We start from the raw sequence: 26,135 nt of genomic DNA on the forward strand, positions 1-26,135 counted from the left end.
GCCGCCCGGCCCGGCCGCCGCCCGCCGTCCCCCCAGGCGCGCGACTCCCGGCGCAAGGCCGTCGTCGCCGTGCTGCTCGCCGCGGCCCTGTGCGCGGGCAGCTGGCTGATCCGGCGCGGGGCCGACATCCAGGACCCGCCCCCGCAGCCCTCCGCGGCCGAGGCGTTCTCCGCCACCGGGCCCCGTACGGAGCCGGAGCGCGGCGAGCGCGCGGTACCGCCGCTGCCGATCGCCGTGCCCACGCGCGTACGGATCCCGGCCATCGACGTCGACGCGCCGCTGGAGCCCCTGCGGCTGCTCGACGACGGCAGCCTCTCCAGCCCGCGGGACGACGAGAGCAACGTCGCCGGCTGGTACGCGGACGGCGCCGCGCCCGGCACGACCGGCACCGCCGTCGTCGCCGGCCACGTCGACACCACCACCGGGCCCGCCGTCTTCTACAACCTCGGCGCCCTGAAGAAGGGGTACCGCGTGGAGATCGCGCGCGCGGACGGCCGGACGGCGCTCTTCACCATCGACGCGATCGAGGTGTACAGCCGGACGGACTTCCCCTCGCAGAAGGTGTACGGGCCCGCGAAGCGCGCCGAGTTGCGGCTGATCACCTGCGGGGGCGGGTTCTCGGAGGAGAGTCACGCCTATCTGGGGAACGTGGTGGTTTATGCGCACCTGAGTGGGGTGCGGTGAGTCGGGCGGGCGGGGTCGTCAGGCGCCGTCGGACGGTGCGCCGCCCCCGGCGGCCTGCGTCTCGCGGGCCCACGCCGTCAGGCCCGCGACGAACCCCGCCCGGTCGCGGGGCGACAGGCTGTCGAGCGCGCGCAGCAGCGGCTGCGAGCGGGTCGCGATGAACGCCTCGACGGCCGGCCGGTGAGCGTCCACGACGGCCACGAGCGTGCGGCGCCGGTTCGCGGGATCCTCGCGGCGCTCCACCAGGCCGGCCCTGTTCAGCGCGCCGACCAGCTCGCTCGTGGTCGACAGCGACAGCCGCAGCCTGCGCGCCAGTTCGCTCACGGCCAGCGGCGCTTCGGCGATCAGCTGCGGCAGGACCGCGCCGTGCCGCGCCGTGAGGTTGTGCGCCTCGAAGAGCGCGCGCAGTTCGTCCGGCATCTCGGTGCGGGCCTGGCGCATGTACGGGGAGAGCAGCGGGACGAGACCGATCGCTTCGGTCTCTTCCGGAGTGGGAAGCCGGGGGCGGTCCTTCCCGGGTGCGGGGTCGTGCGGCATACTGCGAGTCTAGACGCTTCGGAAATCCGAACTATTGTGGAATCCGAAGGTTCGAGGAGCCGGGGTCCGGGGCTGGGATCCGGGGCCCGGGATCCTCGATTTCGCGACTCGCGCAAGGGGGAGCTCTGCCATGCCCGCGATCCACTACCACGACGCACTCAACGACGCGCTGGAGCGCATGGACGACCTGGGGTACGAGCGCGGGGCCGGCGCCGACCTCGCCAACCACGGGCCCATGGGCGCCGAAGCGCTCGCCGTCCTCGGCCACGGCGGCGAAGTCGCCGCCTGGGTCGAGGGCTACCGCACCGCCATGCCCCACCACGAGGTGCCCGCCCGCAGCTTCGCCCTCGACCCCGCCGACGAGACGTCCTGGCGCCCCGCGCTCGGCGACTTCTCCCGCGCCGGCGACTGGGAGGAGCTCTTCCGCCGCGAACTCGCCGCCGCGCCCTGGCGCGACGTGCTCGCCCGCTGGTGGCCCCGGCTCCTGCCCGGCCTGCTCGCCGGCCTGACGCACGGGCTGATCCGCACCGCCCACGCCGTGCGGTCCCTCGCGGCCGTGTCCGGGTCCGTGTCCGTGTCCGTGTCCGCGGGTGCGGGTGCGGGTGCGGACGCCGGACAGCCGACGCAGCATCAGCTCACCGAGCTGGCCCGGGGGCTGGCCTACTGGGCCGCCCGGTTCGCCCACCTGCCCGGCGAGGTCCGCATGAGCGGGCAGCACGACCTGGCGGGCGCCATCGCCGCACTGCCCCGCACCGCCTACGCCGGGCCCGGCAAGCGGGGGCGCGCCGTCGCCGCACAGCGGCTCGCCCGGCCCGCCGAACTGGCCGGCTACCACGAGGCGCTGGGCTCCCTCGCCCCCACCGGAACGCAGTGGCTGCTGAGCGAGATGACCACCGCCTTCGCCGGGGTCTACCTCGGCCACCCCGAGCTCTTCCCCGTACCGCTCGTGCACGCGGTCACCGCGCCCGCCGCCGTACGGCTCGTGCTGCCGCACCTGCCCGACGAGCTCCACGAGCCGTCCGCGGCCGCGCTCTGGCACGTCCACACGACGCTGCTGCTGGCCTTCACCGACGACCGGGGCGGGGAGGAGACGGCGGCCCGGGAGGCGGCGGAGACGGACGTGCCGCCGTTCGACGAGCTCATCGCCCGGGCGGTGGAGCACGGGGACGAGCACGTCCTGAAGTTCACGGAGGCGTGCCGGCGCGAGCACGCGCTGCGGCCGGATCCGCGGTACGGGGCGGCGGTGCTGGCGGCGCAGCAGCGGATCAAGCCTCGGCGCTGAGGTTCCGGCGGGTGGGTGGGGGCCGGGTGCCGGGGCCTCCGGGGCAGGGTCCCTGGACCGTATATTTACGGCGCCCCTCCCCCTGCGTGTTCTTGCCCGGCACTTGGCGCCACAAATACACGTCAGCGTCCAGGGACCCTGCCCCTGCGGCCCCGGCCCCCTCCCGCCGTCGTCGTCTCAGCCGTCCGTTCCTGTGGTGGTTGTGCGGAGCTCCGTCAGGAGTTCCAGGATCTTCTCGCCGTGCTTCGCCAGCTTGCTTTCGCCCACGCCGCTCACGCCTGCCAGTTCGTCGAGGGACGTGGGGGAGCTCGCTGCGATTTCGCGGAGTGTTGCGTCGTGGAAGATCACGTACGCCGGGACGCCCTGTTCCTTTGCCGTGGCACCGCGCCATGCCCGGAGTGCTTCGAAGATCGGCAGTGCTTCCGTGGGGAGGTCCGCCGGTGCCGGGCGCTTGGCGGAGCCGCCCGACTTCGTCGACGTTCGCGTCGGGCGCTCCGGCTCGCTCCGCAGCTTTACCTCGCGCCGTCCTCCCAGCACCTCCCCGCTCGCGTCCGTCAGGACGAGCGTGCCGTAGTCGCCCTCGACGGCCAGCAGGCCCTGCGCCAGCAGCTGACGGACCACACCCCGCCACTGCGCCGTGCTGAGCTCGGTGCCGATGCCGAAGACGGTGAGGCCGTCGTGGTCGTGCTGGATGACCTTCGCGGTCTTCTTGCCGAGGAGGATGTCGATGATCTGCCCGGCGCCGAACTTCTGGCGCCGCTCGCGCGCGAGCCGGTAGACCGCGGAGAGGAACTTCTGGGCGGCGATGGTGCCGTCCCACGTCTCGGCGGGGGTGAGGCACGTGTCGCAGTTGCCGCAGGGGCCGCTCTCCTGGCCGAAGTACGCGAGGAGCCGTACGCGGCGGCACTCGACCGTCTCGCACAGGGCCAGCATCGCGTCCAGGTGGGAGGCCAGGCGGCGGCGGTGGGCCTCGTCCCCCTCGGAGCCGTCGATCATCTTGCGCTGCTGGACGACGTCCTGCAGGCCGTACGCCAGCCAGGCCGTGGACGGCAGGCCGTCGCGCCCGGCGCGGCCCGTCTCCTGGTAGTACCCCTCGACGGACTTCGGCAGGTCGATGTGGGCGACGAACCGTACGTCCGGCTTGTCGATGCCCATGCCGAAGGCGATCGTCGCGACCATCACGATGCCGTCCTCGCGCAGGAAGCGCGCCTGGTTCGCGGCGCGCGTGCCCGCGTCGAGCCCTGCGTGGTAGGGCAGCGCCTCGATGCCCTGCTGGACGAGGAAGGCGGCGGTGTCCTCCACGCTCTTGCGGGAGAGGCAGTAGACGACGCCGGCGTCGCCCGCGTGCTCGGTGCGCAGCAGCTCCAGGAGCTGCTTCTTGGGGTCGTTCTTCGGGACGATGCGGTACTGGATGTTGGGCCGGTCGAAGCTCGCGACGAAGTGCCGGGCGCCCTGCAGCTGCAGCCGGGCGGCGATCTCGGCGTGCGTGGCCTCCGTGGCCGTCGCGGTCAGGGCGATGCGGGGCACGTCCGGCCAGCGCTCGTGCAGCGCGGACAGGGCCAGGTAGTCCGGGCGGAAGTCGTGGCCCCACTGGGCCACGCAGTGCGCTTCGTCGATGGCGAAGAGGGAGATCTTGCCGCGGTCGAGGAGCCGGAGCGTGCCTTCCACGCGGAGCCGCTCGGGGGCCAGGTAGAGCAGGTCCAGCTCGCCGGCCAGGAACTCCGCCTCGACCAGCCGGCGCTCGTCCATGTCCTGCGTCGAATTGAGGAAGCCCGCCCGGACGCCGAGGGCCCGCAGCGCGTCCACCTGGTCCTGCATGAGGGCGATCAGGGGAGACACGACCACGCCGACGCCCGGCCTGACCAGGGCCGGGATCTGGTAGCACAGCGACTTTCCGCCGCCGGTCGGCATCAGGACGAGCGCGTCGCCGCCGGTGACGACGTGCTCGATGATCGCCTCCTGGTCGCCGCGGAACGCGTCGTAACCGAAGACGCGCCGCAGGCAGCCCAGGGCCTCACTGCCCGCGGCGGCGGGCGTGGGGGAGGGGGAAGGGATGGGGGCGGCGGGGCGGGCGGTCTCGGTGAGGTCGGCCATGCGGAAAGTCTAGGGGGGTCCGGTGACACGGGGCGGGGCCTGTGGATAACTCCCGGAGGGTGATCTTGCGCGGCTGCCTGCCGGCCTTTTCCTACGCCACCTCGATCCCGTAGTCCCCCAGCAGCTCCTCCAGGCCGCCCCGGTAGCCCTGGCCGCCGATCACGAAGTCCCAGTCGCCGTTGGCCCGCTTCCGGAAGGAGCCGAGCACGAGCGCCGTCTCGCCCGCCCGGCCGTCGGAGACCTCCAGCTGCCCCAGCTCGGCCCCGGCCGCGTCCGTCAGCCGGATCCGGGCGTCCGTGAAGCCCGCGAGGTCGGCGTCCGGGTTCACCGCGGGGTCGACGGCCGCGACGAGCACGAGCCGGTCGGCGTCGGAGGGCAGCGCGTCGAAGGCCACGCGGACCGCCGCCTTGTCCCCGCGGGGCGGCGGCACGGTGCGCACCGCCCCGTCGGGAGTGGCGGTGTTGTTGAAGAAGACGAAGTGATCGTCGCTGAGGACGCGGGTGCCGCGGCAGACGAGGGCGCACACGTCGAGGGCGACGGCGCCGGACCAGCCCATGCCGAGGACGTTGTGCTCGGCGGAGTCGCCGGGTGCGGTGTCGTCCGGCGCGCTCGCCGGGGGAGCGGCCCGCCCCGTACGGTCTCCCGCGCCGCCGCCCAGCCGGCCCCGCAGCCCGTGCCGCCCCAGCAGCCCCACCAGCTCCTCGCCCGAGACGAGAGTGAGCGGTTTGCCGTTCGCGAAGGCGTACGAGCCGGGGCCGAAGCCGGAGGTCGTGACCAGCACGCCCTTGTTGGCGCCCGCGCCCTGCACCGTGCCGTACAGGTCCCGGACCGCGGTCGGCGGGACCGTCTTGCGGTACCGCTTCACCTGCACGATGATCCGGCCGCCGCTGATCGGGTCGGGGTCCAGCGCCTCGACGTCCACACCGCCGTCGTTGGACCGGGTGGTCATCACCGCCTGCATGCCCCGCGCGCGGAACAGCTGGGCGACCAGCGCCTCGAACTCGACCGGGTCCATCTCGTACAGGTCGGGGTCGTCGCCGCCCCCGTGCGAGACGACACTGCGCCCGACGTCGGCGGGCATCCGGCCCGGCCGCACGGCGACGAGCTGGTCGGGCCGGGCGGACAGCAGCCCGCCCAGCCCGTCGGTGAGGCAGTCCACCGCGCTGACCTGCTCCAGGTGCAGCCCGGCGAAGACCGGCCGGGAGACGGAGACCGAGGCGAGGACGATCTGGGCGCGGCGGCCCGTGGCCGGGTCGTGGTCGTCGACGAAGCCGTTGACGACGACGGACTCCAGCACCCCGGAGCCGTCCGCGGCGAAGAGGTCGCGCAGCACCAGCAGCACGCACTGCGCCAGCACGTCCCGGTAGACGGCCCGGCGCTGCGCCGCGGGCCGCGCCGTCTCCTTCTCCTCGTCGGCGGTCGGCATGTACCGCACCGCCTTGGCCTCCGGCACGATGTCGTACCCCGGCAGCTCCCACAGCAGCACCAGCTGCCGGGCCCCCGGGTCGTACGCGGCCGACACCTGGTGCGGGAACTCGGCGGGCCAGGCGGAGGAGGCGTACAGCGCGGCCGAGAAGTAGTCGACGACGGCGTCGGGGTCCCCGGCGCGCAGCGCCGTGAGCATCTCCTCCACGCCCGCGTTGTGCTCCCGGACCTCGGTCAGCTGCACGGCCGCCCACTGCTCGTACTGCCGCCGGTACGCGTCCAGTTGCTGCAGCCGGGCCGCCTCGGCGGCCTGCGCGGCCCGCAGGTCGTGGTCGTACTGCTCCCGGCCGCGGCTCGCGCCGAAGCCCCAGCCGCCCTGCGCCTGGTACAAGACCGGGTCCGGCATCGGCACCGGCTGTCCCAGGTGCCCCGGGTGGAACGGCTCCACCGTCTCGGACCGGCGCAGCGCCGCCGTCGAGAACGCCGGCACCCGGCACCCCGCCACCAGCAGCCCCGTCAGCTCCGCGACCCGGGCGTCCAGCTCCTCCGTGCGCCGCCGCGCCTCGGCCTCGCGCCGCTGCCGGTAGGCGGCCCGCTGCTCCCGGTCGGCCCGCGCCGCCTCGCGCGCCGCCGCCCGCTCCCGCCGCTCCTGCTCCCGCTGGAACTGGATCTGTTCGCGGTGCTCGGCCTCCTGACGGCGCTGCTGCTGGCGCTGCGCCTCGGCCCAGATGCCTATCAGTCCACTGGAGCGACTCATGTGAACACTTTAGTCATTTAGTAAGTGTTATCCCTGCTCGGGCCCTGGCTGTAGGTGATGTGACGAAGTGTCGGCGGGGCGCGTGGCGGGCGCTGTAAGCCGTACGGGTGATTTTCCCGGCGCGCCCCGTTGCCCGTGCGGCATTCGCGGGGAGCTTGACGTGAGGGGGCAACCCCGGCAACAGCAGGTAACCGCAAGCAGGCAACAGGCGGGTGGGACAGCTGATGGCGACCACGACAGCATCCGGCTCCGAGCAGCACCCGGTGCGCTTCTGGGCCGTGGAGGACCTCCGCGGGCTCGACTTCGACCCCTTCATGGCCGAGCGGCTGCGGGAGGAGCCCGTCTCGCGGGTCAAGCTCCCGCACGGCGAGGGCCACGCCTGGCTCGTGACGCGCTACGAGGACGTCAAGTTCGTCACCTCCGACCCCCGGTTCAGCCGGCAGGCCGTGCTCGGCCGCCCGATCACCCGGCTGGCCCCCCACTTCATCCCGCTCGACGAGGCCGTGGGCTTCGCCGACCCGCCCGAGCACACGCGGCTGCGCAAGGCCGTGGCCCGCTCCTTCACGCCCGCCAGCCTCGAACGGCTCCGGCCCCGTGCCGAGCGCGTCGCCGGTGAACTCCTCGACGCCATGGAGCACGAGGGCCCCCCGGCGGATCTGATGAAGCACCTGAACGGGCCCCTGCCGCTCGCCGTCATCAGCGACCTGATGGGCGTGCCGGACGAGCACCTGCCGCGCATGGCGCACTGGACGGAGGTCCTGCTGTCGGCGGGCCACGGGCGGGAGGCCAGCGACCGGGCCAAGGCGGAGATGGCCGCCTACTTCGTGGAGATGCTGGGGCGCAAGCAGAAGGAGCCGGGCCCCGACCTCGCGAGCGAGCTGGCCGCCTCCGTCGCCAAGGGCGACCTCAGCACGGAGGAAGCCGTCGCCATCGCCCTGCTGATCCAGGCCAGCGCCGCCCACGCCGTGCGCAACAACAGCAGCAACATGGTCTACGCCTTGCTCACCCACCCCCAGCACCTGGAGCGGCTCCGCCGCGAGCCCGGGCTGCTGCCGCAGGCCATCGAGGAGCTCCTGCGCTACATCCCGCACCGCAACGCCGTCGGCCTCGGCCGCATCGCCATGGAGGACGTCGAGGTGGGGGGCGTGCTGATCCGGGCCGGTGAAGTGGTGCACTCCTCGTATCTCACGGCCAACCGCGACCCCTCCGTCTTCGACCACCCGGACGAGATCGACTTCGACCGCGAGCACAATCCGCACCTGTCCTTCGGACACGGACCGCACTTCTGCCTGGGCTCGATGCTCGCCCGCCTGGAATCCGAGATCATGCTCACCGCGCTGATCACCCGCTTCCCGGATCTGCGCCTCGCGGAGCCCGTGGAGAAGATCCGGTGGCAGCGGAGCGCGCTCATCAGGGGACCGGAACACCTCCCGGTCGTGTGGTGAGCCGCATGACGACGCACTCTTCGCCCGCCCCGCCCCCGGACGGGGCCGCCGCAGGGGAATGCCCGGTGGCCGGCGCCCGCCCGCCCGGGGAGACGGTCCACGACTGGCCGGTCGACCACCTGCCCGGCCTCGCCTTCGACCCGCTCATGCACCGGCTGCTCCGCGAGGAGCCGATCGCCCGGATCCGGCTGCGGTTCGGCGAGGGCGACGCCTGGCTGGCCACGCGCTACGAGGACGTGAAGACGGTCGCCGCCGACCCCCGGCTGAGCCGCGCGCTCACCGTCGACCGGCCGGTCACCAGCATGACGCCGCACGTCGTGGCCCCCGCCGGCGGCGTCGGCCGCACCGACCCGCCCGACCACACCCGCATCCGCCGCCACGTGGCCCTCACCTTCGGCCGCAAGCGCGTCGCCGCCCTGCGCCCCCGGGCCGAGGAGCTCGCCGACCAGATGCTCTCCCGCATGGCGGAGGAGGGCGCCCCGGCCGACCTCACGGAGTGGCTCACCGGCCCCCTGCCCGCCCAGCTCATCGGCGAGCTCCTCGGCGTCCCGCCCCACGACCTCGACCGGCTGCAGAACTGGCGCAGCGTCATCCTCTCCAGCAACCACTCCGAGCAGGAGAGCAACGCCGTCAAGGGCGAGATCGCGGGCTACTTCAAGGCCATGGCCGCGCACCGCCGCGAACACCCCGGCGACGACCTGTTCAGCGCCCTGGTCGAGGCGCAGAAGGACGGCGGCCTCAGCATGCCGGAGCTGATCTCGCTCGCGGTGATGCTCGTCCTCAACGGCATGGACGCCGTCCGCAACCAGGTGTCCAACATGGTGTACGCCCTGCTCACCCACCCCGAGCAACTGGCCGCCCTGCGCGCCCGCCCGGACCTGCTGCCCCAGGCCGTGGAGGAGCTGCTGCGCTACATCCCGCACCGCAACGGCGTCGGCCTGCCCCGCATCGCCACCGAGGACTTCCAGGTCGGCGACGCGACGATCCGCAGCGGCGAGGTCGTCTACGTCTCCTACCTGGCCGCCAACCGCGACCCGACCGTCTTCACCGACCCGGACGAACTCGACCTCACCCGCGACGAGGCCCCCAACCTCTCCTTCGGCCACGGCCCGCACTACTGCGTGGGCGCCCTGATCACCAGGATGGAGGCCGAAGTCATGCTCACCGCCCTCCTGAACCGCTTCCCCCGCCTGCGCCTGGCCGTCCCGGAATCCGAAATGCGCTGGCGCCGGGGCTCCATCAACCGCGGCCCGGAGTCCCTACCGGTCGCCTGGTAGCCCGGAGAGCACGGGCAGCTCGGAGAGCACAGGTGGCCCGGAGCACGAAGGAGCCCTCCCGTCCGGACGGACGGGAGGGCTCCTTCTTCCGGCTGTGCCCCCGGGCAGATTCGAACTGCCGACACCCGCTTTAGGAGAGCGGTGCTCTATCCCCTGAGCTACGGAGGCAAGGTAGCCGTCAGTGTAGCGGGTGGCGGGGCGGCGGGGTCAGGGGCCGAGGCTCCAGGACAGGGTGTGGTCCGTCGTGGCCAGGGCCGCGAGGACGATCAGGTCGGCGGCGCCCAGGGTCAGGCCCAGGAGCGCGCGGCCGCGGCGGGTCGTGCCGCGGGCGAGGGCCAGGCCGGCCAGGACGAGGGCGAGGGGGCCCAGGACGACGTTGAAGACCAGGAGGCCGACCAGGCCGAGGACGAAGGAGGCGACGGCCATGCCGTCGGCCTCGCGGCGGGCGGGCGGGGCGGGCGTCTTCCGAGCCTTCTGCTCCGCCTTCTGCCGCGGCTCTGTCTTCTCCGTCTTCTGCGGCGTCCGCTCGGCGGAGCGCCCCGTCAGCGTCGTCGTCATGTCAGTGCTCATGTCAGTGCTCCCTCCTGCGCTCGCGGACGGCGAAGACCAGCAGCCACAGGGCGATGGCCGCGGCCGCCGGGACGACCACCGGGAGCGTGAGGTGTGCGGCGGCGCCCACGAGGACTCCCAGGAGGAGCACGGCCGCCACTAGGAAGATCATGTCCTTCCCCTTCTTGGGTGAACAGTTGGAATGACAGTTGTTCACTGAAATCCAGCGTAGCGCTCCTGGCGCCCTGTGGCAAACAGTTGTTTACTGAATTCATGAACAGCAGCACCCGCGCCACCCTCGGGGTCCGCCAGGCCCAGAAGCTGAAGACCCGTCAGGCCCTCCTCGACGCCGCCCTGAAGCTGCTGGAGGAGCAGAGCCTGAGCAGCCTCGGGCTGCGGGAGGTCACGCGGGTGGTGGGGGTCGCGCCGGCCGCGTTCTACCGGCACTTCCGGGACATGGCGGAGCTCGGGGTCGCGCTCGTCGAGGAGTCGCTCGGGAGCCTGCACGTGATGATCCGGGCCGTGCTGGCGGAGCAGCAGGAGGCGGAGGAGGTCATCGACCGCAGCGTCGAGGCCGTGGCCGAGCACGTACGGCGGCACCCGGCGCACGTGCGGTTCGTCGCCCGCGAGCGGCACGGCGGGGTGCGGGCGGTGCGGGAGGCCATCGCGGCGGAGCTGGCGCGGTTCGGGGACGAGGTCGCCGATGCGCTCGCCGCGCAGGAGGTGTCGCGCGGCTGGAGCGCCGAGGACGTGCGGATGCTCGCCGGGCTCTACGTCGACCACCTCGTGATGACCGCGTCGGCCTTCCTCGAAGCCTCCGCCGACGAGCAGCGGGTCATCGCCGACACCGCCCGGCGGCAGCTGCGCCTGATCAGCCTCGGCCGCCGGCACTGGCGCGCGGCCTGACCGTCCGCACCCGCACCCGCCAGTCGCCCCCGTCCGTCGCGCCCAGCACGTCGACCGTCACTCCGGGCCCCGTGTACGTCTGCCCGGCCGCGTACGGGGCGTCGCTCAGCGCCGCGTTCACGTTCAGGTCGCTCGTGTAGCAGCCCCGGCTGCCGGGTGTGGCGTCGGCGACGCGCACCGGGCCGGAGCCCGTGTACATGGTCGTCGTGACGGCGGTGACCAGGACGCCCGGGCGGCACACCACGTGGTCCAGCGGCCCGGGCGCCCGCGCCTCCAGCGTGATCGCGGTGTGCCGGGAGACGGGGAGCACGGCGAGCTTGAGGCCGCCGGGGACGGACGTCGGCGTCAGGGCGAACGAGCGGTCGCCGGGCCGGTCCAGGCAGCGCACCTGCGCCGGGGCCAGCCAGCCCAGCTTCCACTTGTGCCAGGCGAGGAAGTCCTCGGACGGGCCCCAGTCCTCGTCCATCGGGTCCCAGTGCCCCACCGGCGTCTTCAGCAGGGCGGAGCCGCGGCCCGTGTAGTAGAGGTCGGGCAGGCCGAAGCTGTGGGCGTTCTCGTGGTTGAGGACGCGGAAGGGGCTGTCGCCCGTCTGCCGGCTCCAGATGAACGACACGTTCATGAAGGAGGTGCCCTCGGCCGTCGTCAGGCCGGTGGGGGTGCCGGCGAAGGTCACCGACCGCACGTCCTCGGTGGCCGGCGGCCCCGCGTCCGGCGTGACCAGCACGTTGATCAGGTCGTAGCGCCGGAAGTCGACGGTGTCGTCCACCGCGTCGAGGATCTCCGCCGACAGCGCGGCGTAGCCGTCGTCGCTGCTCGCGTCGAAGGGCGTGCCGCGCTCGATCCCGTACGCGGGGTACGGGCGGGACATCCGGATCCAGCGCAGGACGGGCGTGGAGCGGTAGTCGAGCCGGCCGTAGGAGCTGGTCCGGTAGTAGTCGGCGACGGCCGGGAAGAACTCGGCGTAGCGCTCCTGCGGGGTGACCTTGGCGGGGGCGTCGGGAAAGTCGATCAGGAAGGTGATCGCGCGCACGACGCCGCTGGAGGGGGCGTAGCCGGGCGGCGTGAGGGCGGTCTCGGAGACGTTGTCGGTGGCGCCGGGCAGCGCGCACGGGCCGCTGGGCGGCCGCGCCCCGGTGTCCGCGAGGGCCGGCGGGCCGCCCTGCGCGCCGGCCCCGCGGTCCGGCCCGCCCCGGCCCGCGGGCACGGGTGAGGTCATGGCGAGCGTGGTCACGGCCATGACCACGATGGCCAGCGTCTTCATGACCACGACGGCCGGCGTCTTCATGCCCGGGTGCCTCTCAGGGGCTGGGTGCCTCCCGGGCGCGGGGTGCCTCCCAGGGGCGGCCGCAGCGCCGCCCTCAGTGATCACCCTCCGCCGCCGGTCCGCGGCGCGCTCCCCGGACTGCGGCAGATGGGGCATCGCGGGCTACGGCGGACGGCGCATTGCGGGCCTGCGGCAGATGGGGCATCGCGGGCTTGCGGCAGATGGGGCATCGCGGGCCTGCCACAGATGGGGCATCGCGCCCCTTGTCGTCCCATCGCCGCACCGTTGCCGTCCCTCCAGGACAAACGTGATGCGCATCACCTCGCACCCCCGAAATATCCGGGGACGCTCTCCCCGTTTACCCCTCGTACGCACGAACCGGGGAATCCCTCCCCGGTTGCGGAAACCCCTCTCCGAAGGAGCAAAGGCCGTGGTCACCGCCCACCCCCCGCGCCTCCGCGCCGACGCCCTGCGCAACCGCGAGCGGATCGTCGCCGCCGCGCGCGAGGCGCTCGTCGAGTACGGGGCCGAGAGCTCCCTCGATGAAATCGCTCGACGAGCCGGGGTCGGCAATGCCACGCTGTACCGGCACTTCGCGGACCGCCGCGAGCTGATCCACCACGTCACCCTTCACGTCATGGCCCGCCTCGCCGAGCGGGCCGAGGCGGCACGAGCTGAGGAGCCCGATGCTTTCCGATCGCTGAGGCGGTTCGTCCACGCCGCCGCGGACGAACGCGTCGGTGCGCTCTGCACGTTGCTGGAAGAGGGCATGGACCCCGGCCACCCCGAGCTGGTGGCCGCGCGTGACCGCCTCGACGGGCAGATCGAGCAGATGATGGCGGACGCGCGCGCGTCCGGTCAGCTGCGGGACGACATCGCGGTCGGCGATCTCATGGTCGCCGTCACGCAGTTGACCCGCCCGCTGCCCGGCAAGGGCTGCGCGGTCTTCGACCAGTTCATCCACCGGCACCTGCAGCTGTTCCTCGACGGCCTGATGACACCGGCCCGGTCCGAACTGCCCGGCTCCGCCGTCACCTTGGAGGAGCTGCGCCGTCAGAAGCGCTGCGCCGCCGCGGGCCCGGCGGCCGGGGACTCCGCTGCCGCGGATCCCGTCGCCGGTGACTCCGCCGCCGGAACCGGATGACCTCCCGCACCGCCACGGCCCCCACCGAAGACTTCACCGAGCCGAGCGAGCTGAACTGGCCGAGCAAGCCCAGCAGGCCGAGCAGGCCGGGCAAGCCGAGCAAGCCGTACGTCTCGGAAAACACCCCCACCGTCCCGCACCACCCACCACCGCCGCCGAGGTAGGCCCACCCATGCCAGACGTCACCACCCCCCTCGACCCCAAGCGCTGGAAAGCGCTCATATTCATCGCCCTGGCGCAGCTGATGGTCGTCCTCGACGCGACCATCGTGAACATCGCGCTGCCCTCCGCCCAGGCCGACCTCGGCATCTCGGACGGCAACCGCCAGTGGGTCATCACCGCCTACGCCCTCGCCTTCGGCGGCCTGCTGCTCTTCGGCGGCCGCGTCTCCGACCTGTGGGGCCGCAAGCGGGCGTTCGTCATCGGCCTGATCGGCTTCGCCGCCGCCTCGGCCCTCGGCGGCGCCGCCGTCAACACCGGGATGCTGCTGGGCGCCCGCGCCCTGCAGGGCGTCTTCGGCGCCCTGCTCGCGCCCGCCGCGCTGTCGCTGCTCGCCGTCCTCTTCACCGAGGGCAAGGAGCGCGCCAAGGCGTTCGGCATCTTCGGTGCCATCGCCGGTGCCGGCGGTGGTGTCGGCCTGATCCTCGGCGGCCTGTTCACCGAGTACCTCAACTGGCGCTGGACGTTCTTCGTGAACATCCCCTTCGCCGTCGTCGCCGCGGCCGGCGCGATCGCCGTGATCCGCGAGCCGGCCGGCAGCCGCAACCCGTCGAAGCTGGACGTCCCCGGCGTCATCCTGGCCACCCTCGGTCTGGTCTCGCTGGTCTACGGCTTCACCCGCGCCGAGTCCGACGGCTGGACGGCCGGCAGCACCCTCGGCTTCTTCGCCGCCGCCGTGGTCCTGCTGTTCGCCTTCGTGGTCGTCGAGAAGAAGGTCAAGGCCCCGCTGCTGCCGCTGCGCGTGCTCACCGACCGCAACCGCGCTGGCGTCTACGTCTCGCTGGGCCTGGCCGCCATCGCGATGTTCGGCCTGTTCCTCTTCCTCACCTACTACCTGCAGGTCGTCCGCGGCTACTCGCCGGTCAAGACCGGTCTCGCGTTCCTCCCGATGATCGCCACGATGATCACCGGTTCCACGCAGATCGGCGCCCGCCTGATGAACCGCGTCCCGGCGCGCTTGCTGATGGGCCCGGGCTTCCTGCTCGCCGCCGTCGGCATGGTCCTGCTCACCCAGATCGACCTGGACACCTCCTACACGGCGGTCGTCCTGCCCGGCCTGATGCTCATGGGCCTCGGCATGGGTACGGCGTTCATGCCGGCGATGAGCCTCTCCACGTACGGGGTGCAGGCGCGTGACGCCGGTGTCGCCTCCGCGATGGTGAACACCTCGCAGCAGGTCGGCGGCGCCATCGGCACCGCGCTGCTCAACACCATCGCCGCCAGCGCCACCACGGACTACTTCAAGTCGCACATGAAGTCCGCGGGCGACCCGAAGCTGCTCACCTTCCAGTCCATGGTGCACGGCTACTCCACCGCCGTGTGGTGGGCGGTCGGCATCCTGGGCCTGTCCGCGCTGGTCGCGGTCGTCTTCGTCAACGCCGGTCAGCAGGGCGGCGGCGCCCCCGCCGGCTCGGGCGACGGGGAGAACGCGGAGAACTCCGTTCCGGTCATGGCTCACTAACGCCGGACCCTCACCACGCATACGAAGGCCCCCGCCGGGAACGGCGGGGGCCTTCGTATGCGTACGGAGGAGGTGCGTACGGAGGCCGGCGCAGCGCTACCGCAGCCAGGGCAGGTCCGCCCCCGCCGGCTGCAGCCCCGCGGCGATCGTCCGGCACATGTCGCCGAACTGGGCCACCTGCTCGGGCGAGAGCCGGTCGAAGAGCGCGGCCCGGACGGCGGCGACGTGCCCCGGCGCGGACCGGCGCAGCATCTCGTACCCCTCGTCCGTGAGGACGGCCAGCTGGCCGCGCTTGTCGGACGGGCAGTCCTCGCGGCGCACCCAGCCGCTCTTCTCCAGCCGGGCGATGGCGTGCGAGAGCCGGGACCGGGTGATCTTGGCGTGCCGGGCGAGGTCCGTCATCCGCAGCCGGCGGCGCGGCGCCTCCGAGAGGTTGACGAGCAGTCCGTAGTAGACGTGCGGCATCCCGGCGTCGCGCTGCAGCTGCCGGTCGAGGTGGTCCTCCAGGAGGGTGGTGGCGTGCAGGTACGCCCGCCAGACGTCCTGCTCGGCGTCGCTCAGCCAGCGCGGTCCGGCGGCGCTGCCGGCGGCGGCCTCCCCCTCGGGACGCGCGATGTCCTCTTCGGGTCGTTTGGTCATGACATCCACTGTTTCACCCACCGGTTTCCTGTCGCTCCCACACTGCGTTCTTGAAGTTTAAATAAGCCGGGCTTAAGCTTGGTAATGAAAGCTTGAGAGTTCAAGTAAATGGAGGGCGGATGTCTGACGTCGACACCCCCATCGGCCCCATCGGCGCCCCCATCGGGGCCGCCACCGGGGCGGCCGGCATTCCCGCCGGAGCCGGCGCGCGCATGCCCGCGCTCTACCTCTCGCACGGCGCCCCGCCCCTCGCCGACGACGAGCTCTGGACCGCCGAGCTCGCCGCCTGGTCCGCCGACCTGCCCCGGCCGGCCGCGATCCTCGTCGTCTCCGCCCACTGGGAGGAGGCGCCCCTCGCCCTCGGCGCGACGCGGACCGTCCCGCTCGTGTACGACTTCTGGGGCTTCCCCGAGCACTACTACCGGGTCCGCTACGCCGCCCCCGGCGCTCCGGAGCTCGCCGAGCGCGTCCGCAAGACGCTGCGCGGCGCCGGCACGCCCGTGCAGGACGTCCCGGACCGGGGCCTCGACCACGGCGCGTACGTCCCGCTCGTCGAGATGTACCCGGACGCGGACGTCCCCGTCCTCCAGATATCCCTGCCCACCCTCGAACCGCGCCGGCTGATGGAGATCGGGCGCAAGCTCGCGCCGCTCCGCGACGAGGGCGTCCTGATCGTCGGCAGCGGCTTCTTCACCCACAACCTGGCCGCGCTGCGGCACGCGGGCTCCGGGCCGCCCGGCTGGTCGGCGGAGTTCGACGCGTGGGGGCGCGAGGCGCTCGCCGCGCAGGACGTCGACGCCCTCCTGGACTTCGAGCGCAAGGCCCCGGCGGGCCGCCTCGCCCACCCGCGGACCGAGCACTTCGCCCCGCTGTTCGTCACGCTCGGCGCGGCCGAGGGCGAGCTGGACAGCCAGCGCAGCGTCATCGACGGGTTCTGGATGGGGCTGGCGAAGCGCTCGGTCCAGTTCGGGTAGTCCGGGCAGTCCGGGCAGTCCGGGCAGTCCGGGGAGAGCGGGTAGAGCCGGCAGGCAGGGTGAGCATCGGGGCGGGCCGGGTGCGTAGGGGTGCATCGGCCTTCACGCTAGGGCCGCTCGTCCGGAATGCGGAACCGTCTGAGGTCCTACGTCGCAGGCCCTGTCCTGTCCTGTCACGCGTCACTCGCCGCGTCGCGTCGCCTCACGCCGCATGTCGGCCCGGTGCTCGTGCCCGTAGAAGACGTAGTACGAGGCCACCCCCATGCCCAGCCCGGTCAGCACGCCGATGCCCGCCGAGCGGATTACCGTACCGCCGCTGAGGGCGTGCAGGAATCCCATGCTGCCGCCGAAGAGCGCCCCGAAGGCCGCCGCGCGGACCTCGGCGATCATCGTGTTGCGCTCGCGGAGCAGGGCGTAGCCGGCCGCCATCGCGATCAGGCCGGCGACGACGCCGATGACGACCGCGGCGCCCGTGGTGTAGCCGTTGTTGCCGGCCAGGAAGATGGCGAAGAGTCCGAGGGCGACCCCTCCCGTGAGGGGCACGGCCCAGGTCCAGCGGGCCGGTTCGCCCAGGCGGGTGCCGCGCGCCACCGGGCCGGGGCCCTCGTGGGCGGCGTGGTGGTGCCCGGGCATGATCGAGTGCGTCATCGCGGGGCTCCTCTCTCGTCCCACCCCGTCCCACCAGCGCACACCCGCGCCGGGGCGGGGGCAAATCGATCAAAGGGTGCACGGCAACCACGGAGCCGTCCGCGCCGTCCTTGAGGGTGGGAGACCGGTCAAGGGCGACGCTCCCGCCGGTGTGACGACCGTCTCAGCCGGCTGCGGCACCAGGGGCGCGCGGGACTGCCGGGACACCTCGCCGTGTGGTCTGACCTGCGCTTCCGTAGGTCTTCCCGGCATGCCTCCGACGCCTGTGGCCGCGCAGGATACTGCATGATCACCAAAAACAAGATGTTCCGTGGGAATTCTGTCCGGATTCCAGTCGTTCTTTCCATCGGACGGGGCAACCGTGACAGGGTCCGCCCAACAGGGAAGCCCGTTCGGGCCACGTGCCCCGCCCGTCCCGCGACCGACTCATCGCAAGGGAGTACGCATGGCAACCCGTGCCGTCGCCCGTCGTCAGACTGCCGACAAGGGCGCTGAGGGGGCGAGCAGTGTGCGCGCCTCCGGGGAGATCGCCGACCGCGATCTGGTGGGCATGTATCTCGACGAGATCGCGCGTACGCCCCTGCTCGACGCCGCCAAGGAGGTCGAGCTCTCCCAGACCATCGAGGCGGGCGTCTACGCCCAGCAGGTCCTCGACGGCCTGGAGGATCCGGGCAAGGGCGCGAAGGCCGCCTCGCGCGAGGAGCTGGAGGCCATAGCGGCCGAGGGCGCGCGGGCCAAGGACGTCTTCATCAAGTCCAACCTGCGTCTGGTCGTGGCCGTGGCCCGCCGCTATCCGCGCAGCGGCCTGCCCCTCCTCGACCTGATCCAGGAGGGCAACGCGGGCCTCGTGCGCGCCGTGGAGAAGTTCGACTACACCAAGGGCTTCAAGTTCTCCACGTACGCGACGTGGTGGATCCGCCAGGCGATCACCCGCTCCATCGCCGACCAGTCCCGCACGATCCGGCTTCCCGTCCACCTCGTGGAGGAGCTCGGCCGGATCCGGCGCGTCCAGCGCGAGTTCAACCGCGAGAACGGGCGCGACCCCGAGCACGCCGAGATCGCCGAGGAGCTGGGCACCACCGCCGAGCGCGTCGGCGACGTCCTGGACTGGGCCCGCGACCCGGTCAGTCTGAACATGTCCGTCGACGACGAGGGCGAGACCCAGTTCGGCGACCTGCTGGAGGACACCTCCGCGGTGTCGCCCGAGCAGTCGGTGATCGCCCTGCTGCGCAGCGAGGAGCTGGAGGACCTCATCGGCCGCCTCGACCAGCGGACCGCTTCGATCATCAAGGCGCGCTACGGCATCGAGGACGGCCGCGAGCGCACCCTCACCGAGGTCGGCAAGCAGCACGGCCTGACCCGGGAGCGGATCCGGCAGATCGAGAAGCACGCCCTGCTGGAGCTCAAGAAGATGGCGCACGACACGGGCTTCGACGCGGCGGCGTAGTGACGTAGCGGCTTAATAGGGCATAACCTCATAGACCGGGCCCCGGCGCCACCCCCCCCTGCGTCGGGGCCCTCCTTTGCCCTCCTATCCGTTGTCCTCCTGCCCGCTCAGGTGGCCGCTGCCCTCCTGCCCGCTGCTCAGGTGGCCGCGCGGCTGATCCGTGCCCCCAGCTCGCGCAGGTGCTCCACCAGCTCCCGCGGCTCGTGGACCGTGAAGTCGCAGTCCAGCAGGGCCAGCCGGAAGGCGACCCACTCCAGGGAGTCGGCGACCTCCAGGTCGATCCGGCAGGTCGTGCCGTCGACCGGCTGCGGGGCCCCGAGGTGCTGCGGGAGCCGTGCCGCGACGAACTCCGCGGGGGCGTGCAGCGTCGCGACGACCCGCATCGTCGACTGCATCCGGCCCAGCGAGCCCTTCATGAACTCGGCGGCGTTCGCGGCCGGCAGCTCGCGCGGCGCGAAGCGGGCGCCCGTCGCGAACGGCTCGCTGACCCGGTCGACCCGGAAGGTCCGCCAGTCGCCGCGGTCGATGTCGTAGGCGACGAGGTACCAGCGGCGCCCGGTGCTCACCAGCCGGTGCGGCTCGACGAGCCGCTGCGTCTCGGCGCCGTCCCCCTTGCGGTACGTGAAGCGCAGCCGCTCGTTGCCGGTGGCGGCCGAGGCCATGACCGTCAGCGTCCGCGGGTCGACCGTCGCGCCGTCCCCGGACGTGATCGGGACCGTGGCCGCCTGCAGGGCCGAGACCCGGTGCCGCAGCCGGGACGGCAGCACCTGTTCCAGCTTGGCGAGGGCCCGCACGGACGCCTCCTCGATGCCGTCGACGGCGTGCCCGGCGCCCGCCCGCAGCCCCACGGCGATGGCCACGGCCTCCTCGTCGTCGAGGACGAGGGGCGGCAGCGCGGCGCCGGCCGCGAGCCGGTAGCCGCCGACCGCGCCCATCGTGGCCTGTACGGGATAGCCGAGGTCCCGCAGCCGCTCGATGTCCCGCCGGATGGTGCGCGTGGTCACGCCGAGCCGCTCGGCCAGCTCGCTGCCCGGCCACTCGCGGGGGGTCTGGAGCAGGGAGAGCAGGTTCAGGAGCCGTGCCGGAGTGTCGGTCATGACTCCAGGGTCGCAGCGAAGTGGGACACAAGCTGTCCTACATGGGGGCTACGGTCGTTTCATACGCCGAACACGCCCCACCCATCCACCCGTCTCACGACTCTCACGACCGAAAGGCCAGGTCCATCCATGACCACCGATTCACCGCCCACCGACCGCCGCCGCTGGCTGGCGCTCGCGGTAGTGATGACCGCTTCCTTCATGGATCTGGTCGACGTCACCATCGTCAACATCGCGATGCCCAGCATCCGGCGGGACATCGACGCCTCCTTCAGCGTCCTGCAGTGGCTCAGCGAGGGGTACGCCCTGGCCTTCGCGATCGGCCTGATCACCGGTGGCCGGCTGGGCGACATCTACGGCCGCAAGAAGGTGTTCCTGCTGGGCATCGGCGGCTTCACGCTGGCCTCGATGCTGTGCGGCATCGTCAGCGACCCGCAGCTGCTCGTCGGCGCGCGCGTCCTGCAGGGCCTGATGGGCGCCCTGATGGTGCCGCAGGTGCTGTCGATCATCCACGTGACGTTCCCCGCGCACGAGCGCGGCAAGGTCTTCGGCATGTTCGGCGCGGTCGTCGGCCTCGGCGCCGTCTCCGGCCCGCTGCTGGGCGCCCTGCTCACCCAGTGGAACCTCTTCGGCCTCGAATGGCGCCCGATCTTCCTGATCAACCTGCCCGTCGGCATCGCCGGCCTGATCCTCGGCCGCCGCTTCATCACCGAGTCCAAGGCCCCGAAGGCCCTCAAGCTCGACCTCGTCGGCGTCGCCCTGGCCAGCGTCGGCCTGCTCATGCTGCTCTACCCGCTCACCCAGGGCCGCGAGCACGACTGGCCGCTGTGGGGCTTCATATCCATGGCCGCCTCCCTGCCCGTCTTCGGCGCCTTCGTCGCGTACGAGCGCCACAAGACCCGCAAGGACGGCTCGCCGCTGGTCGAGCTCTCGCTGTTCCGGGTCCGCAGCTTCGCGGGCGGCGTCGGCGTGCAGCTGGTCTTCGGCATGACCACGGGCATCTTCTTCATGGTCTGGACGATGTACATGCAGATCGGCCTCGGCTGGTCCGCGCTGCGGGCGGGCCTGACCGGCATCCCGTTCTCGCTCGCCGTGTCGACGGCGGCCGGCATGTCCGTCCAGAAGCTCGTCCCCCGCTTCGGCCGGAAGGTGCTGCAGGCGGGCGCCCTGGTCATGGCCGCCGGCGTCCTGACGTACATCTGGGAAGCGGACCGCTACGGCGCCGACATCAAGTCCTGGCAGATGGCGCTCCCGCTCATCGTGATGGGCGCGGGCATGGGCCTGATCGTCTCCCCGATCACCGACGCCATCCTCTCCGAGGTCCCGCGCGAGCACGCCGGATCCGCGTCCGGCCTGATCAACACCACGATGCAGCTGGGCAACGCGATCGGGCTCGGCCTGGTCTCGGTCGCCTTCTTCTCCGTCGTGGACGACGCGGACCCGCGGCGCGAGTCGATGGCCGACATCTTCGGCGGCGCGTTCACCCACGCGCTGTGGTGGGTCGCGGGCGGCATGGCACTGGTCTTCGCCCTGCTGTTCCTCCTTCCGAAGCGGCGGGCGGTGGAGGACGCCCCGGCGATGGAGCACGAGCCGGAGGCGGAGCTGGCGGCGGCCTGATCGGAAGCCGACACCCTCGAAGCGCCTGGTGGGCTGTGCCCCACCAGGCGCTTCGCCATAACTGACGGGCCTTTCGGTGGGGTCGAACGTATATTTGGCACCTTGTCATGCCGAATTGCGCCCCAGGAGTACCGATGCGTTTACGCCGCCCCGTCGCCCTCACGAGTAGCACCGCTGCAGCACTGCTGCTGTGCGCGGGGTGTTCCGAGGCCCGGAAACCGTCCGTCGACCACGGGGCGGCCGTACGGGCGGCGGTGGACGCGACCGGCCGCAGCACGGCCCGCATCGACGAAAAGATCGAGATGGGCGACGGCGAGAGCCAGAAGTACACCATCTCCATCACGGGCGACTTCGACATGGCCGGCGACAAGGGCCGCCTCACGGCCGCGCTCGACGCCTCCCCCCAGCGCCTCGACGAGATCTTCGCGAACGGCAACGTCTACCTGAAGGGCGTGGACCCGGCGGCACCGGAGACGTGGGGCTTCGTCGCCCGCGACAAGGTGGAGGCCCGCTACCTCCTCCGCGCCCCGGCGAACGACCCGGAGCACGTGCTGCGGCAGGTGGCCGCGATGCGCAAGGTCAAGAAGGAGGGTGAGGAGAAGGTGAACGGGGCCCGCACCGTGCACTACAGCGGCACGCTCGACTTCGACACGGCCACCCTCCGCATGGAAGCGGAGATGCGCACGAAGGTCGACCAGGCTCGCGAACTGTCCGGTGGCGAACTCCCCATCCGGGCGGAAGCCTGGATCGATGACCAGGGCCACATCGTCCGTACCCGGATCTCGCACCACGTGGGCGCGGCCGGCAGCACCGCGACGATGACCCTGTCGAACGTCGGAAAGCCGGTGGAAACGAAGGCCCCGAAGGATGCGGCCCCGGTGGTGCTGGAGAGAAGCGGCCCTCTCATGGGTTGAGCCGCGCCTGGAACTGCCGCGTGGCGACGGCGTGATGCCAGGCCGCGTCCCGCGCCTGGCACGCGTGGACGACGGCCTGGGCATCTTCACGAACGCGGACGCCGAGATCCTGCCCCTGGTCGTCGAAGACGAACTCGACGACGGTCCGGGAATCAAACAGCCAGAAGTCGAAATCCGGCAGACCGATGCGCACGGCGTCGGCCCGGTACAGATTCCGGATGTCCTCGCCCGCTTCGACATTCCCCAGACCGGAAGCCAGCAGGAAGCGCTGCCCTTCCGTCGGCGGATCGTCCACGAGCCGTACCCGCTCGAACCGCTTCCCGAGCTCCGTCTGCTTGCGGACGTTGCCGTGCCAGGGATGGTCGGGCTGGTAGCCGAACGCCGTCCGGCCGGCTTTGAACCGCGCCCATTTAGGGCTGAGCCGGTCCGAGGCGTACCCGCGCTGTGTCTCCAGTCGCCATGCGGTGTGCTCGAAGTCCTCGAAGAAGTGGGTGATGTCCTCGAAAGGAACGAGCTCCGCCATGATCCTCCTCAGTGCCGGTTGAACACTGCCCACACTTGGGCGACCGAACACCCGTCGGCCGGATTGACGTCTCTGTCACAAGACGCAGCTCGGATCGTCCAGCCAGACGCGGGTGCGTCCTCCCTGCTCGACGGTCAGCCCGAAGCGTTCGAAGCCGGGACGGCCGTGGGCCTGCCACCACTCGTGTGCCGTCTCCACCTCGTCCCAGAGTCGGCGCGGTCCGGACTGGTAGACCTTGGCCTCGTTCCGGCCGGCACGGAAGACGGCGGCCGCCCATGACGTGTCCGAGAGCCCGTAGAGCCAGACGGTGCGCCGTCCCTCCCGTTCGCGGTCGGCTACGCGGGTGACGTCCGGTACGAGCAGGCCCGGCACGAACCCGTCCAGGTCGGCCGCGGGCAGCGACGTGACCGAGGTGTCGGCGCGGTCCATCGCCCCCGGCGGCACGTACGCCGCGTGCTGCCGCCGCACCAGCCGCTGCGAGCGCATCCGCATGAAGCCCACGGGGCGGGTGAAGGGGCCGGACGCGCTCCGGCCGTCCTCGGCGACGACCAGCCGGGCCGTGGCCTCCTCCGGGCCGTAGTACGTGCCCCAGGGGACGAGGATGACCCCGCCGGGGACGGTCTGGTCGACCCATTCGAACGGGATGTCCCGCAGACCGCAGGTCGCGATGATCCGGTCGTACGGGGCGCGTTCGGGGAAGCCCAGGCATCCGTCACGGTGCAGGACGCGGACCGGTAGCCCGGCCCGCTGCAACGCCGCCCGCGCGTCGGTCGCTACGACACCGTCCACGTCCACCGTGACGACGTTGCCCGCCCCGGCCCGGTGGGCGAGCAGTGCCGCGTTCCAGCCCGTGCCCGTCCCGATCTCCAGCACCCGCTGCCCTTCGCGGACGTCCAGGTCCGCGAGCATGGAGAAGACCAGGCTCGGCATCGACGACGAGGAACTGAACGACCTTCCGGGCTCCGGTCCGTTGTGGGCGCCGTCGTCCCACTGCGTGACGATGGGGCAGTCGGAGTCGGCGTACCTCTGCCACGCGTCCGGGTCGCGCGCCTTGTCGACCGTGCGGCTGCGGCCGGTGGCCATGTCGTGCGGCCACATCACGCCGGGCAGGAAGTCGGCCCGGCGCACGGCGTCGAAGGCGGCGACCCAGGCGGGTTCGAGGGCGCCCGTGCGGAGGAGGAGCCGGCGGAGTCCGTCCCGGCCGGAGTCCACGTCGGCGGCCTGTGCGGTTGGTGTGGTCATTTGCCGTGCGTCCCGCCGCCGGGAGGCGTCGAGCCGTCCGGGGTCGGCTCGTCGGGCGGGGTCCAGGGCTGCCCGGGGTGACCGTCGCCTTCGTCCTGCGGCTTTCCGTGGCCACCGGCCTGCGCGTACGGGGTGCTCGGGTGGACGCTCATCACGCGCTCCTCCGGTTGATCGGTGTGCTCCTGCTCGTGCCGCGCCCTCGCTTCCGAGAGCACGATGACGTCGCCCCAGCGGCCGTCCCGCACGGCGGTCGCGCGGGCGAGGGTGAGTTTGAGGCACTGCCTGCATCGGGTCATGGCAGGACCGTAGGAGCGGTTGTTTCGCGTGTCGCGCGGTGTTTCTCGATGTTTCCCGCAGGCGCCGGTGAGTGTCGCAGTGTTGCTCACGCGAGGTCCAGGGATGCCCGGGCGCGGGCGATCAGCCGCTGGGCTTGTCGGCCGTAGACGGCGCTCTTCTTCAGGGTCTCCCACACCCGCGTGTACAAGGTCACGTTCTCCGCGTCGTCCAGCCACAACTCCGCGTGCCAGTCCTCCACGATGACGAGGCGCTGGTCGTAGATCCAGAACCCGTTGGCAGGCGGCAACCCCAGCCGTGCGCCGAACGGGACAATGCCCAGAGAGACGGTGTCCAGCCCGGCCGCCATGCCCATGAGGCGGTCCAACTGCCCGGCTAGCACCTGCGGTGGGCACACGAGGGTGTGGAGAGCGGCTTCGCCCATGACGATGTGGTACTGCTTGCCTCGCGTGTACAGCGTTTCCTGCCGCTTCATGCGGGCGCGCACGGCCTCATCAATGTCCCGTACCGACTGGTGGAGTTCGGTGTACGCCGTGAAAATGTGACGGGCGTACTCCGTTGTCTGGAGCACGCCCACGATCATTGCTGCTTCCCACGCGCGCAGGACTGCCGAGCGCTGGTATTCGACGGCCAGAGCCTCCTGGACCGGGCGGTGGCCGGCGGCGAGCTGCCGCCGCCAGCTCCGCTGGCTGGTCTCCAGGCCGCGGAGCCGGGCCTTCAGTTCCTCCCCGGCTTCCGGGCGACCCGTTTCCCTCGCCCATGTACCCAGATCATCCGGCGTGACCGTCTGCTTGCCGTTCTCCAGCTTCGAAATCTTGGAGTACGGCCACCCGCACCTTGCGGCCAACTGCCGTACCGTGAGCCCTGCCTCGGTGCGCAGCTCACGCAGCCGCGCACCGAGAGCGATCCGGCCCTGCTGGAAATCGGTCGTCACCCAGCGGAAGCTACCCGACCCGCGAACTCTTCATGGGGGATTGCGTGGTGCCAGGCAGCGTCCCGCACCTGGCAGTACCGTACGACCTTCACCGGGTCGGTGATCAGCTCGACGCCGGTCATGCGGTCGGCGTCGTCGAAGTGCAGGAGTGCCACTACCCGCGAGTCGAAGAGCCAGAAGTCCTCGGAGGGCAGCCGAAGCCGCTCTGCGTCGCTGCGCCAGAGATTACGGATGTCTTCCCCGACGGCTGCGTTCCGCCGTGCTCCGTCGAGGAGGTAGAGCTGGCCGGGCGTGGGCGGGTTGTCCACGATCCGTACGCGTTCGAACCGCTTGCCGAGCGCCGCCTGTTCGCGACGGGATGCGCACCACGGGTCGTTGAGGTCGTACTCGGCGTCCCGGCCCTGCGTGAACCGCTGGTAGGTCTCCGTCTCCTCGTCGGACCGGTAGGCGCGCCGGGTCTCCAGACGCCATGCCGTGTGCTCGAACGTTTCGAACATGCCGTCGAACTCGTCGAATCCGATGAGTACGGGCACGTGCTCCACGAGTTCGTGCCGATCATCCAGAGCCTGCGAGCCATGGCGGTCACCTCTCGTTCGTGTCGGGTCGTGCCCCGACGTGATGCGCAACGTAGCGAGGCGATCGAGAAACACGGTAGGTCGCCGAATGCGGCCGGGTGTTCGTGCTTGAGCTCCGGGCTGCGGGGGTCGGGGGGCGAGCGCTTTTTCTGAGGAATGGGGGGTTGGTTCAACCCACCCTCCCTC

General features: G+C 72.0%; 26 protein-coding genes and 1 tRNA gene. 12 read left to right on the forward strand and 15 right to left on the reverse strand.

The genetic code is table 11. The features are described 5' to 3' along the window. Positions 1–684: class F sortase (locus tag B7P34_RS13885; protein ID WP_223267831.1), on the forward strand; the 684-nt coding region annotated here is incomplete at its 5' end. An 18-nt stretch (positions 685–702) separates the two neighbouring features. Here B7P34_RS13885 and B7P34_RS13890 read toward each other — a convergent pair. Then, positions 703–1,221: a MarR family winged helix-turn-helix transcriptional regulator gene (locus B7P34_RS13890; RefSeq protein WP_106676347.1), complete on the reverse strand. Its 519-nt coding sequence runs from the start codon at positions 1,219–1,221 to the stop codon at positions 703–705. 130 nt (positions 1,222–1,351) lie between these two features. Here B7P34_RS13890 and B7P34_RS13895 point away from each other — a divergent pair, with 130 nt between their 5' ends. Further along, positions 1,352–2,503, forward strand: a complete 1,152-nt coding sequence (locus B7P34_RS13895; RefSeq protein ID WP_106676349.1) for a questin oxidase family protein — start codon at positions 1,352–1,354, stop codon at positions 2,501–2,503. A 177-nt stretch (positions 2,504–2,680) separates the two neighbouring features. Here the strand turns inward: B7P34_RS13895 and recQ are convergent, their stop codons facing one another. Continuing rightward, entirely contained in the window at positions 2,681–4,597 is a 1,917-nt protein-coding gene (gene recQ / locus B7P34_RS13900; protein ID WP_106676350.1) for a DNA helicase RecQ, read from the reverse strand. Positions 4,598–4,688: 91 nt separating this feature from the next. After that, positions 4,689–6,779, reverse strand: coding sequence for a restriction endonuclease (locus tag B7P34_RS39390; protein ID WP_189382754.1), 2,091 nt, complete (start codon positions 6,777–6,779; stop codon positions 4,689–4,691). 212 nt (positions 6,780–6,991) lie between these two features. On the opposite strand from B7P34_RS39390, the gene B7P34_RS13910 reads away from it, so the two are divergent. Next, entirely contained in the window at positions 6,992–8,224 is a 1,233-nt protein-coding gene (locus tag B7P34_RS13910; RefSeq protein WP_223267832.1) for a cytochrome P450, read from the forward strand. Between the two features lie 5 nt (positions 8,225–8,229). Further along, positions 8,230–9,501 carry a cytochrome P450 gene (locus B7P34_RS13915; RefSeq protein ID WP_106676449.1) on the forward strand — a complete coding sequence of 424 codons (1,272 nt, stop codon included), beginning with the start codon at positions 8,230–8,232 and terminating at the stop codon, positions 9,499–9,501. 95 nt (positions 9,502–9,596) lie between these two features. Here the strand turns inward: B7P34_RS13915 and B7P34_RS13920 are convergent. The 3 genes from B7P34_RS13920 to B7P34_RS37470 form a co-directional block, all read right to left on the reverse strand. Further along, a tRNA-Arg gene (locus tag B7P34_RS13920) sits at positions 9,597–9,669 on the reverse strand. 39 nt (positions 9,670–9,708) lie between these two features. After that, positions 9,709–10,071 (reverse strand): hypothetical protein, encoded by a 363-nt coding sequence (locus B7P34_RS38555; RefSeq protein ID WP_223267833.1) that lies wholly within the window; start codon positions 10,069–10,071, stop codon positions 9,709–9,711. Between the two features lies 1 nt (position 10,072). Further along, complete coding sequence (locus B7P34_RS37470) at positions 10,073–10,222, reverse strand: hypothetical protein (RefSeq protein WP_189382756.1); 150 nt, start codon at positions 10,220–10,222, stop codon at positions 10,073–10,075. 101 nt (positions 10,223–10,323) lie between these two features. On the opposite strand from B7P34_RS37470, the gene B7P34_RS13930 reads away from it, so the two are divergent. Beyond that, a complete protein-coding gene (locus B7P34_RS13930; RefSeq protein WP_106676354.1) occupies positions 10,324–10,956 on the forward strand; it encodes a TetR family transcriptional regulator in 633 nt (210 codons plus the stop codon). On the opposite strand, the gene B7P34_RS13935 is transcribed toward B7P34_RS13930, so the two are convergent. Then, complete coding sequence (locus B7P34_RS13935) at positions 10,922–12,241, reverse strand: M6 family metalloprotease domain-containing protein (protein ID WP_223267834.1); 1,320 nt, start codon at positions 12,239–12,241, stop codon at positions 10,922–10,924. The genes B7P34_RS13930 and B7P34_RS13935 overlap by 35 nt on opposite strands. A 409-nt stretch (positions 12,242–12,650) precedes the next feature. Here B7P34_RS13935 and B7P34_RS13940 point away from each other — a divergent pair, with 409 nt between their 5' ends. Genes B7P34_RS13940 through B7P34_RS13945 form a run of 3 tightly spaced genes read left to right on the forward strand, consistent with a single transcriptional unit; the run spans position 12,651 to position 15,045 of the window. Beyond that, entirely contained in the window at positions 12,651–13,364 is a 714-nt protein-coding gene (locus B7P34_RS13940) for a TetR/AcrR family transcriptional regulator (RefSeq protein WP_223267835.1), read from the forward strand. Then, positions 13,361–13,528, forward strand: a complete 168-nt coding sequence (locus B7P34_RS37475; protein WP_189382758.1) for a hypothetical protein — start codon at positions 13,361–13,363, stop codon at positions 13,526–13,528. Before B7P34_RS13940 ends, B7P34_RS37475 begins: the two co-directional genes overlap by 4 nt. Positions 13,529–13,536: 8 nt before the next feature. Beyond that, positions 13,537–15,045 (forward strand): MFS transporter, encoded by a 1,509-nt coding sequence (locus B7P34_RS13945; RefSeq protein WP_106676357.1) that lies wholly within the window; start codon positions 13,537–13,539, stop codon positions 15,043–15,045. A gap of 96 nt (positions 15,046–15,141) precedes the next feature. On the opposite strand, the gene B7P34_RS13950 is transcribed toward B7P34_RS13945, so the two are convergent. Then, a complete protein-coding gene (locus tag B7P34_RS13950; RefSeq protein ID WP_106676359.1) occupies positions 15,142–15,684 on the reverse strand; it encodes a MarR family winged helix-turn-helix transcriptional regulator in 543 nt (180 codons plus the stop codon). Positions 15,685–15,803: 119 nt separating this feature from the next. Here B7P34_RS13950 and B7P34_RS13955 point away from each other — a divergent pair, with 119 nt between their 5' ends. Further along, the gene (locus B7P34_RS13955; RefSeq protein ID WP_353620245.1) at positions 15,804–16,658 is read left to right on the forward strand and encodes a dioxygenase family protein; all 855 of its coding nucleotides are present in this window, start codon (positions 15,804–15,806) and stop codon (positions 16,656–16,658) included. A 180-nt stretch (positions 16,659–16,838) separates the two neighbouring features. Here B7P34_RS13955 and B7P34_RS13960 read toward each other — a convergent pair whose 3' ends face one another. After that, positions 16,839–17,306 (reverse strand): hypothetical protein, encoded by a 468-nt coding sequence (locus B7P34_RS13960; RefSeq protein WP_106676360.1) that lies wholly within the window; start codon positions 17,304–17,306, stop codon positions 16,839–16,841. A gap of 445 nt (positions 17,307–17,751) precedes the next feature. On the opposite strand from B7P34_RS13960, the gene B7P34_RS13965 reads away from it, so the two are divergent. Further along, entirely contained in the window at positions 17,752–18,753 is a 1,002-nt protein-coding gene (locus B7P34_RS13965) for a sigma-70 family RNA polymerase sigma factor (RefSeq protein ID WP_106676362.1), read from the forward strand. A 137-nt stretch (positions 18,754–18,890) separates the two neighbouring features. On the opposite strand, the gene B7P34_RS13970 is transcribed toward B7P34_RS13965, so the two are convergent. Next, positions 18,891–19,850 carry a helix-turn-helix transcriptional regulator gene (locus tag B7P34_RS13970; RefSeq protein ID WP_106676363.1) on the reverse strand — a complete coding sequence of 320 codons (960 nt, stop codon included), beginning with the start codon at positions 19,848–19,850 and terminating at the stop codon, positions 18,891–18,893. 129 nt (positions 19,851–19,979) lie between these two features. On the opposite strand from B7P34_RS13970, the gene B7P34_RS13975 reads away from it, so the two are divergent. Both B7P34_RS13975 and B7P34_RS13980 read left to right on the forward strand, forming a co-directional pair. Beyond that, a complete protein-coding gene (locus tag B7P34_RS13975; RefSeq protein WP_106676365.1) occupies positions 19,980–21,467 on the forward strand; it encodes an MFS transporter in 1,488 nt (495 codons plus the stop codon). Between the two features lie 134 nt (positions 21,468–21,601). Continuing rightward, entirely contained in the window at positions 21,602–22,381 is a 780-nt protein-coding gene (locus B7P34_RS13980; protein WP_189382764.1) for an LppX_LprAFG lipoprotein, read from the forward strand. Here B7P34_RS13980 and B7P34_RS13985 read toward each other — a convergent pair. The 5 genes from B7P34_RS13985 to B7P34_RS14005 all read right to left on the reverse strand — a co-directional run bounded on the left by B7P34_RS13985 (position 22,371) and on the right by B7P34_RS14005 (position 25,907). Next, entirely contained in the window at positions 22,371–22,904 is a 534-nt protein-coding gene (locus B7P34_RS13985) for a DUF6879 family protein (RefSeq protein ID WP_106676369.1), read from the reverse strand. The genes B7P34_RS13980 and B7P34_RS13985 overlap by 11 nt on opposite strands. Positions 22,905–22,979: 75 nt before the next feature. Beyond that, positions 22,980–24,146, reverse strand: coding sequence for a methyltransferase domain-containing protein (locus tag B7P34_RS13990; protein WP_106676371.1), 1,167 nt, complete (start codon positions 24,144–24,146; stop codon positions 22,980–22,982). Beyond that, the gene (locus B7P34_RS13995; RefSeq protein ID WP_106676372.1) at positions 24,143–24,442 is read right to left on the reverse strand and encodes a hypothetical protein; all 300 of its coding nucleotides are present in this window, start codon (positions 24,440–24,442) and stop codon (positions 24,143–24,145) included. Before B7P34_RS13995 ends, B7P34_RS13990 begins: the two co-directional genes overlap by 4 nt. 86 nt (positions 24,443–24,528) lie before the next feature. Continuing rightward, positions 24,529–25,374 (reverse strand): helix-turn-helix domain-containing protein, encoded by an 846-nt coding sequence (locus B7P34_RS14000; protein ID WP_106676374.1) that lies wholly within the window; start codon positions 25,372–25,374, stop codon positions 24,529–24,531. Further along, on the reverse strand, positions 25,371–25,907 hold the full coding sequence (locus B7P34_RS14005; protein WP_146166814.1) for a DUF6879 family protein: 537 nt from the start codon (positions 25,905–25,907) through the stop codon (positions 25,371–25,373). The genes B7P34_RS14000 and B7P34_RS14005 overlap by 4 nt, the downstream gene beginning before the upstream one ends. Positions 25,908–26,135 lie beyond the last annotated feature (228 nt).

This window comes from Streptosporangium nondiastaticum (genome assembly GCF_003011965.1).
GTDB classification, from domain to species: domain Bacteria; phylum Actinomycetota; class Actinomycetes; order Streptomycetales; family Streptomycetaceae; genus Streptomyces; species Streptomyces nondiastaticus.

Excerpts from the sequence above, each read along its gene's own strand:
- B7P34_RS13890 (WP_106676347.1), bottom strand. The coding sequence starts at position 1,221 with ATGCCGCACGACCCCGCACCCGGGAAGGACCGCCCCCGGCTTCCCACT.
- B7P34_RS13895 (WP_106676349.1), top strand. The coding sequence starts at position 1,352 with ATGCCCGCGATCCACTACCACGACGCACTCAACGACGCGCTGGAGCGC.
- recQ (WP_106676350.1), bottom strand. The coding sequence starts at position 4,597 with ATGGCCGACCTCACCGAGACCGCCCGCCCCGCCGCCCCCATCCCTTCC.
- B7P34_RS39390 (WP_189382754.1), bottom strand. The coding sequence starts at position 6,779 with ATGAGTCGCTCCAGTGGACTGATAGGCATCTGGGCCGAGGCGCAGCGC.
- B7P34_RS13915 (WP_106676449.1), top strand. The coding sequence starts at position 8,230 with ATGACGACGCACTCTTCGCCCGCCCCGCCCCCGGACGGGGCCGCCGCA.
- B7P34_RS38555 (WP_223267833.1), bottom strand. The coding sequence starts at position 10,071 with ATGAGCACTGACATGACGACGACGCTGACGGGGCGCTCCGCCGAGCGG.
- B7P34_RS37470 (WP_189382756.1), bottom strand. The coding sequence starts at position 10,222 with ATGATCTTCCTAGTGGCGGCCGTGCTCCTCCTGGGAGTCCTCGTGGGC.
- B7P34_RS13930 (WP_106676354.1), top strand. The coding sequence starts at position 10,324 with ATGAACAGCAGCACCCGCGCCACCCTCGGGGTCCGCCAGGCCCAGAAG.
- B7P34_RS13935 (WP_223267834.1), bottom strand. The coding sequence starts at position 12,241 with ATGAAGACGCCGGCCGTCGTGGTCATGAAGACGCTGGCCATCGTGGTC.
- B7P34_RS37475 (WP_189382758.1), top strand. The coding sequence starts at position 13,361 with ATGACCTCCCGCACCGCCACGGCCCCCACCGAAGACTTCACCGAGCCG.
- B7P34_RS13945 (WP_106676357.1), top strand. The coding sequence starts at position 13,537 with ATGCCAGACGTCACCACCCCCCTCGACCCCAAGCGCTGGAAAGCGCTC.
- B7P34_RS13950 (WP_106676359.1), bottom strand. The coding sequence starts at position 15,684 with ATGACCAAACGACCCGAAGAGGACATCGCGCGTCCCGAGGGGGAGGCC.
- B7P34_RS13955 (WP_353620245.1), top strand. The coding sequence starts at position 15,804 with ATGTCTGACGTCGACACCCCCATCGGCCCCATCGGCGCCCCCATCGGG.
- B7P34_RS13960 (WP_106676360.1), bottom strand. The coding sequence starts at position 17,306 with ATGACGCACTCGATCATGCCCGGGCACCACCACGCCGCCCACGAGGGC.
- B7P34_RS13965 (WP_106676362.1), top strand. The coding sequence starts at position 17,752 with ATGGCAACCCGTGCCGTCGCCCGTCGTCAGACTGCCGACAAGGGCGCT.
- B7P34_RS13970 (WP_106676363.1), bottom strand. The coding sequence starts at position 19,850 with ATGACCGACACTCCGGCACGGCTCCTGAACCTGCTCTCCCTGCTCCAG.
- B7P34_RS13975 (WP_106676365.1), top strand. The coding sequence starts at position 19,980 with ATGACCACCGATTCACCGCCCACCGACCGCCGCCGCTGGCTGGCGCTC.
- B7P34_RS13980 (WP_189382764.1), top strand. The coding sequence starts at position 21,602 with ATGCGTTTACGCCGCCCCGTCGCCCTCACGAGTAGCACCGCTGCAGCA.
- B7P34_RS13985 (WP_106676369.1), bottom strand. The coding sequence starts at position 22,904 with ATGGCGGAGCTCGTTCCTTTCGAGGACATCACCCACTTCTTCGAGGAC.
- B7P34_RS13990 (WP_106676371.1), bottom strand. The coding sequence starts at position 24,146 with ATGACCACACCAACCGCACAGGCCGCCGACGTGGACTCCGGCCGGGAC.
- B7P34_RS13995 (WP_106676372.1), bottom strand. The coding sequence starts at position 24,442 with ATGACCCGATGCAGGCAGTGCCTCAAACTCACCCTCGCCCGCGCGACC.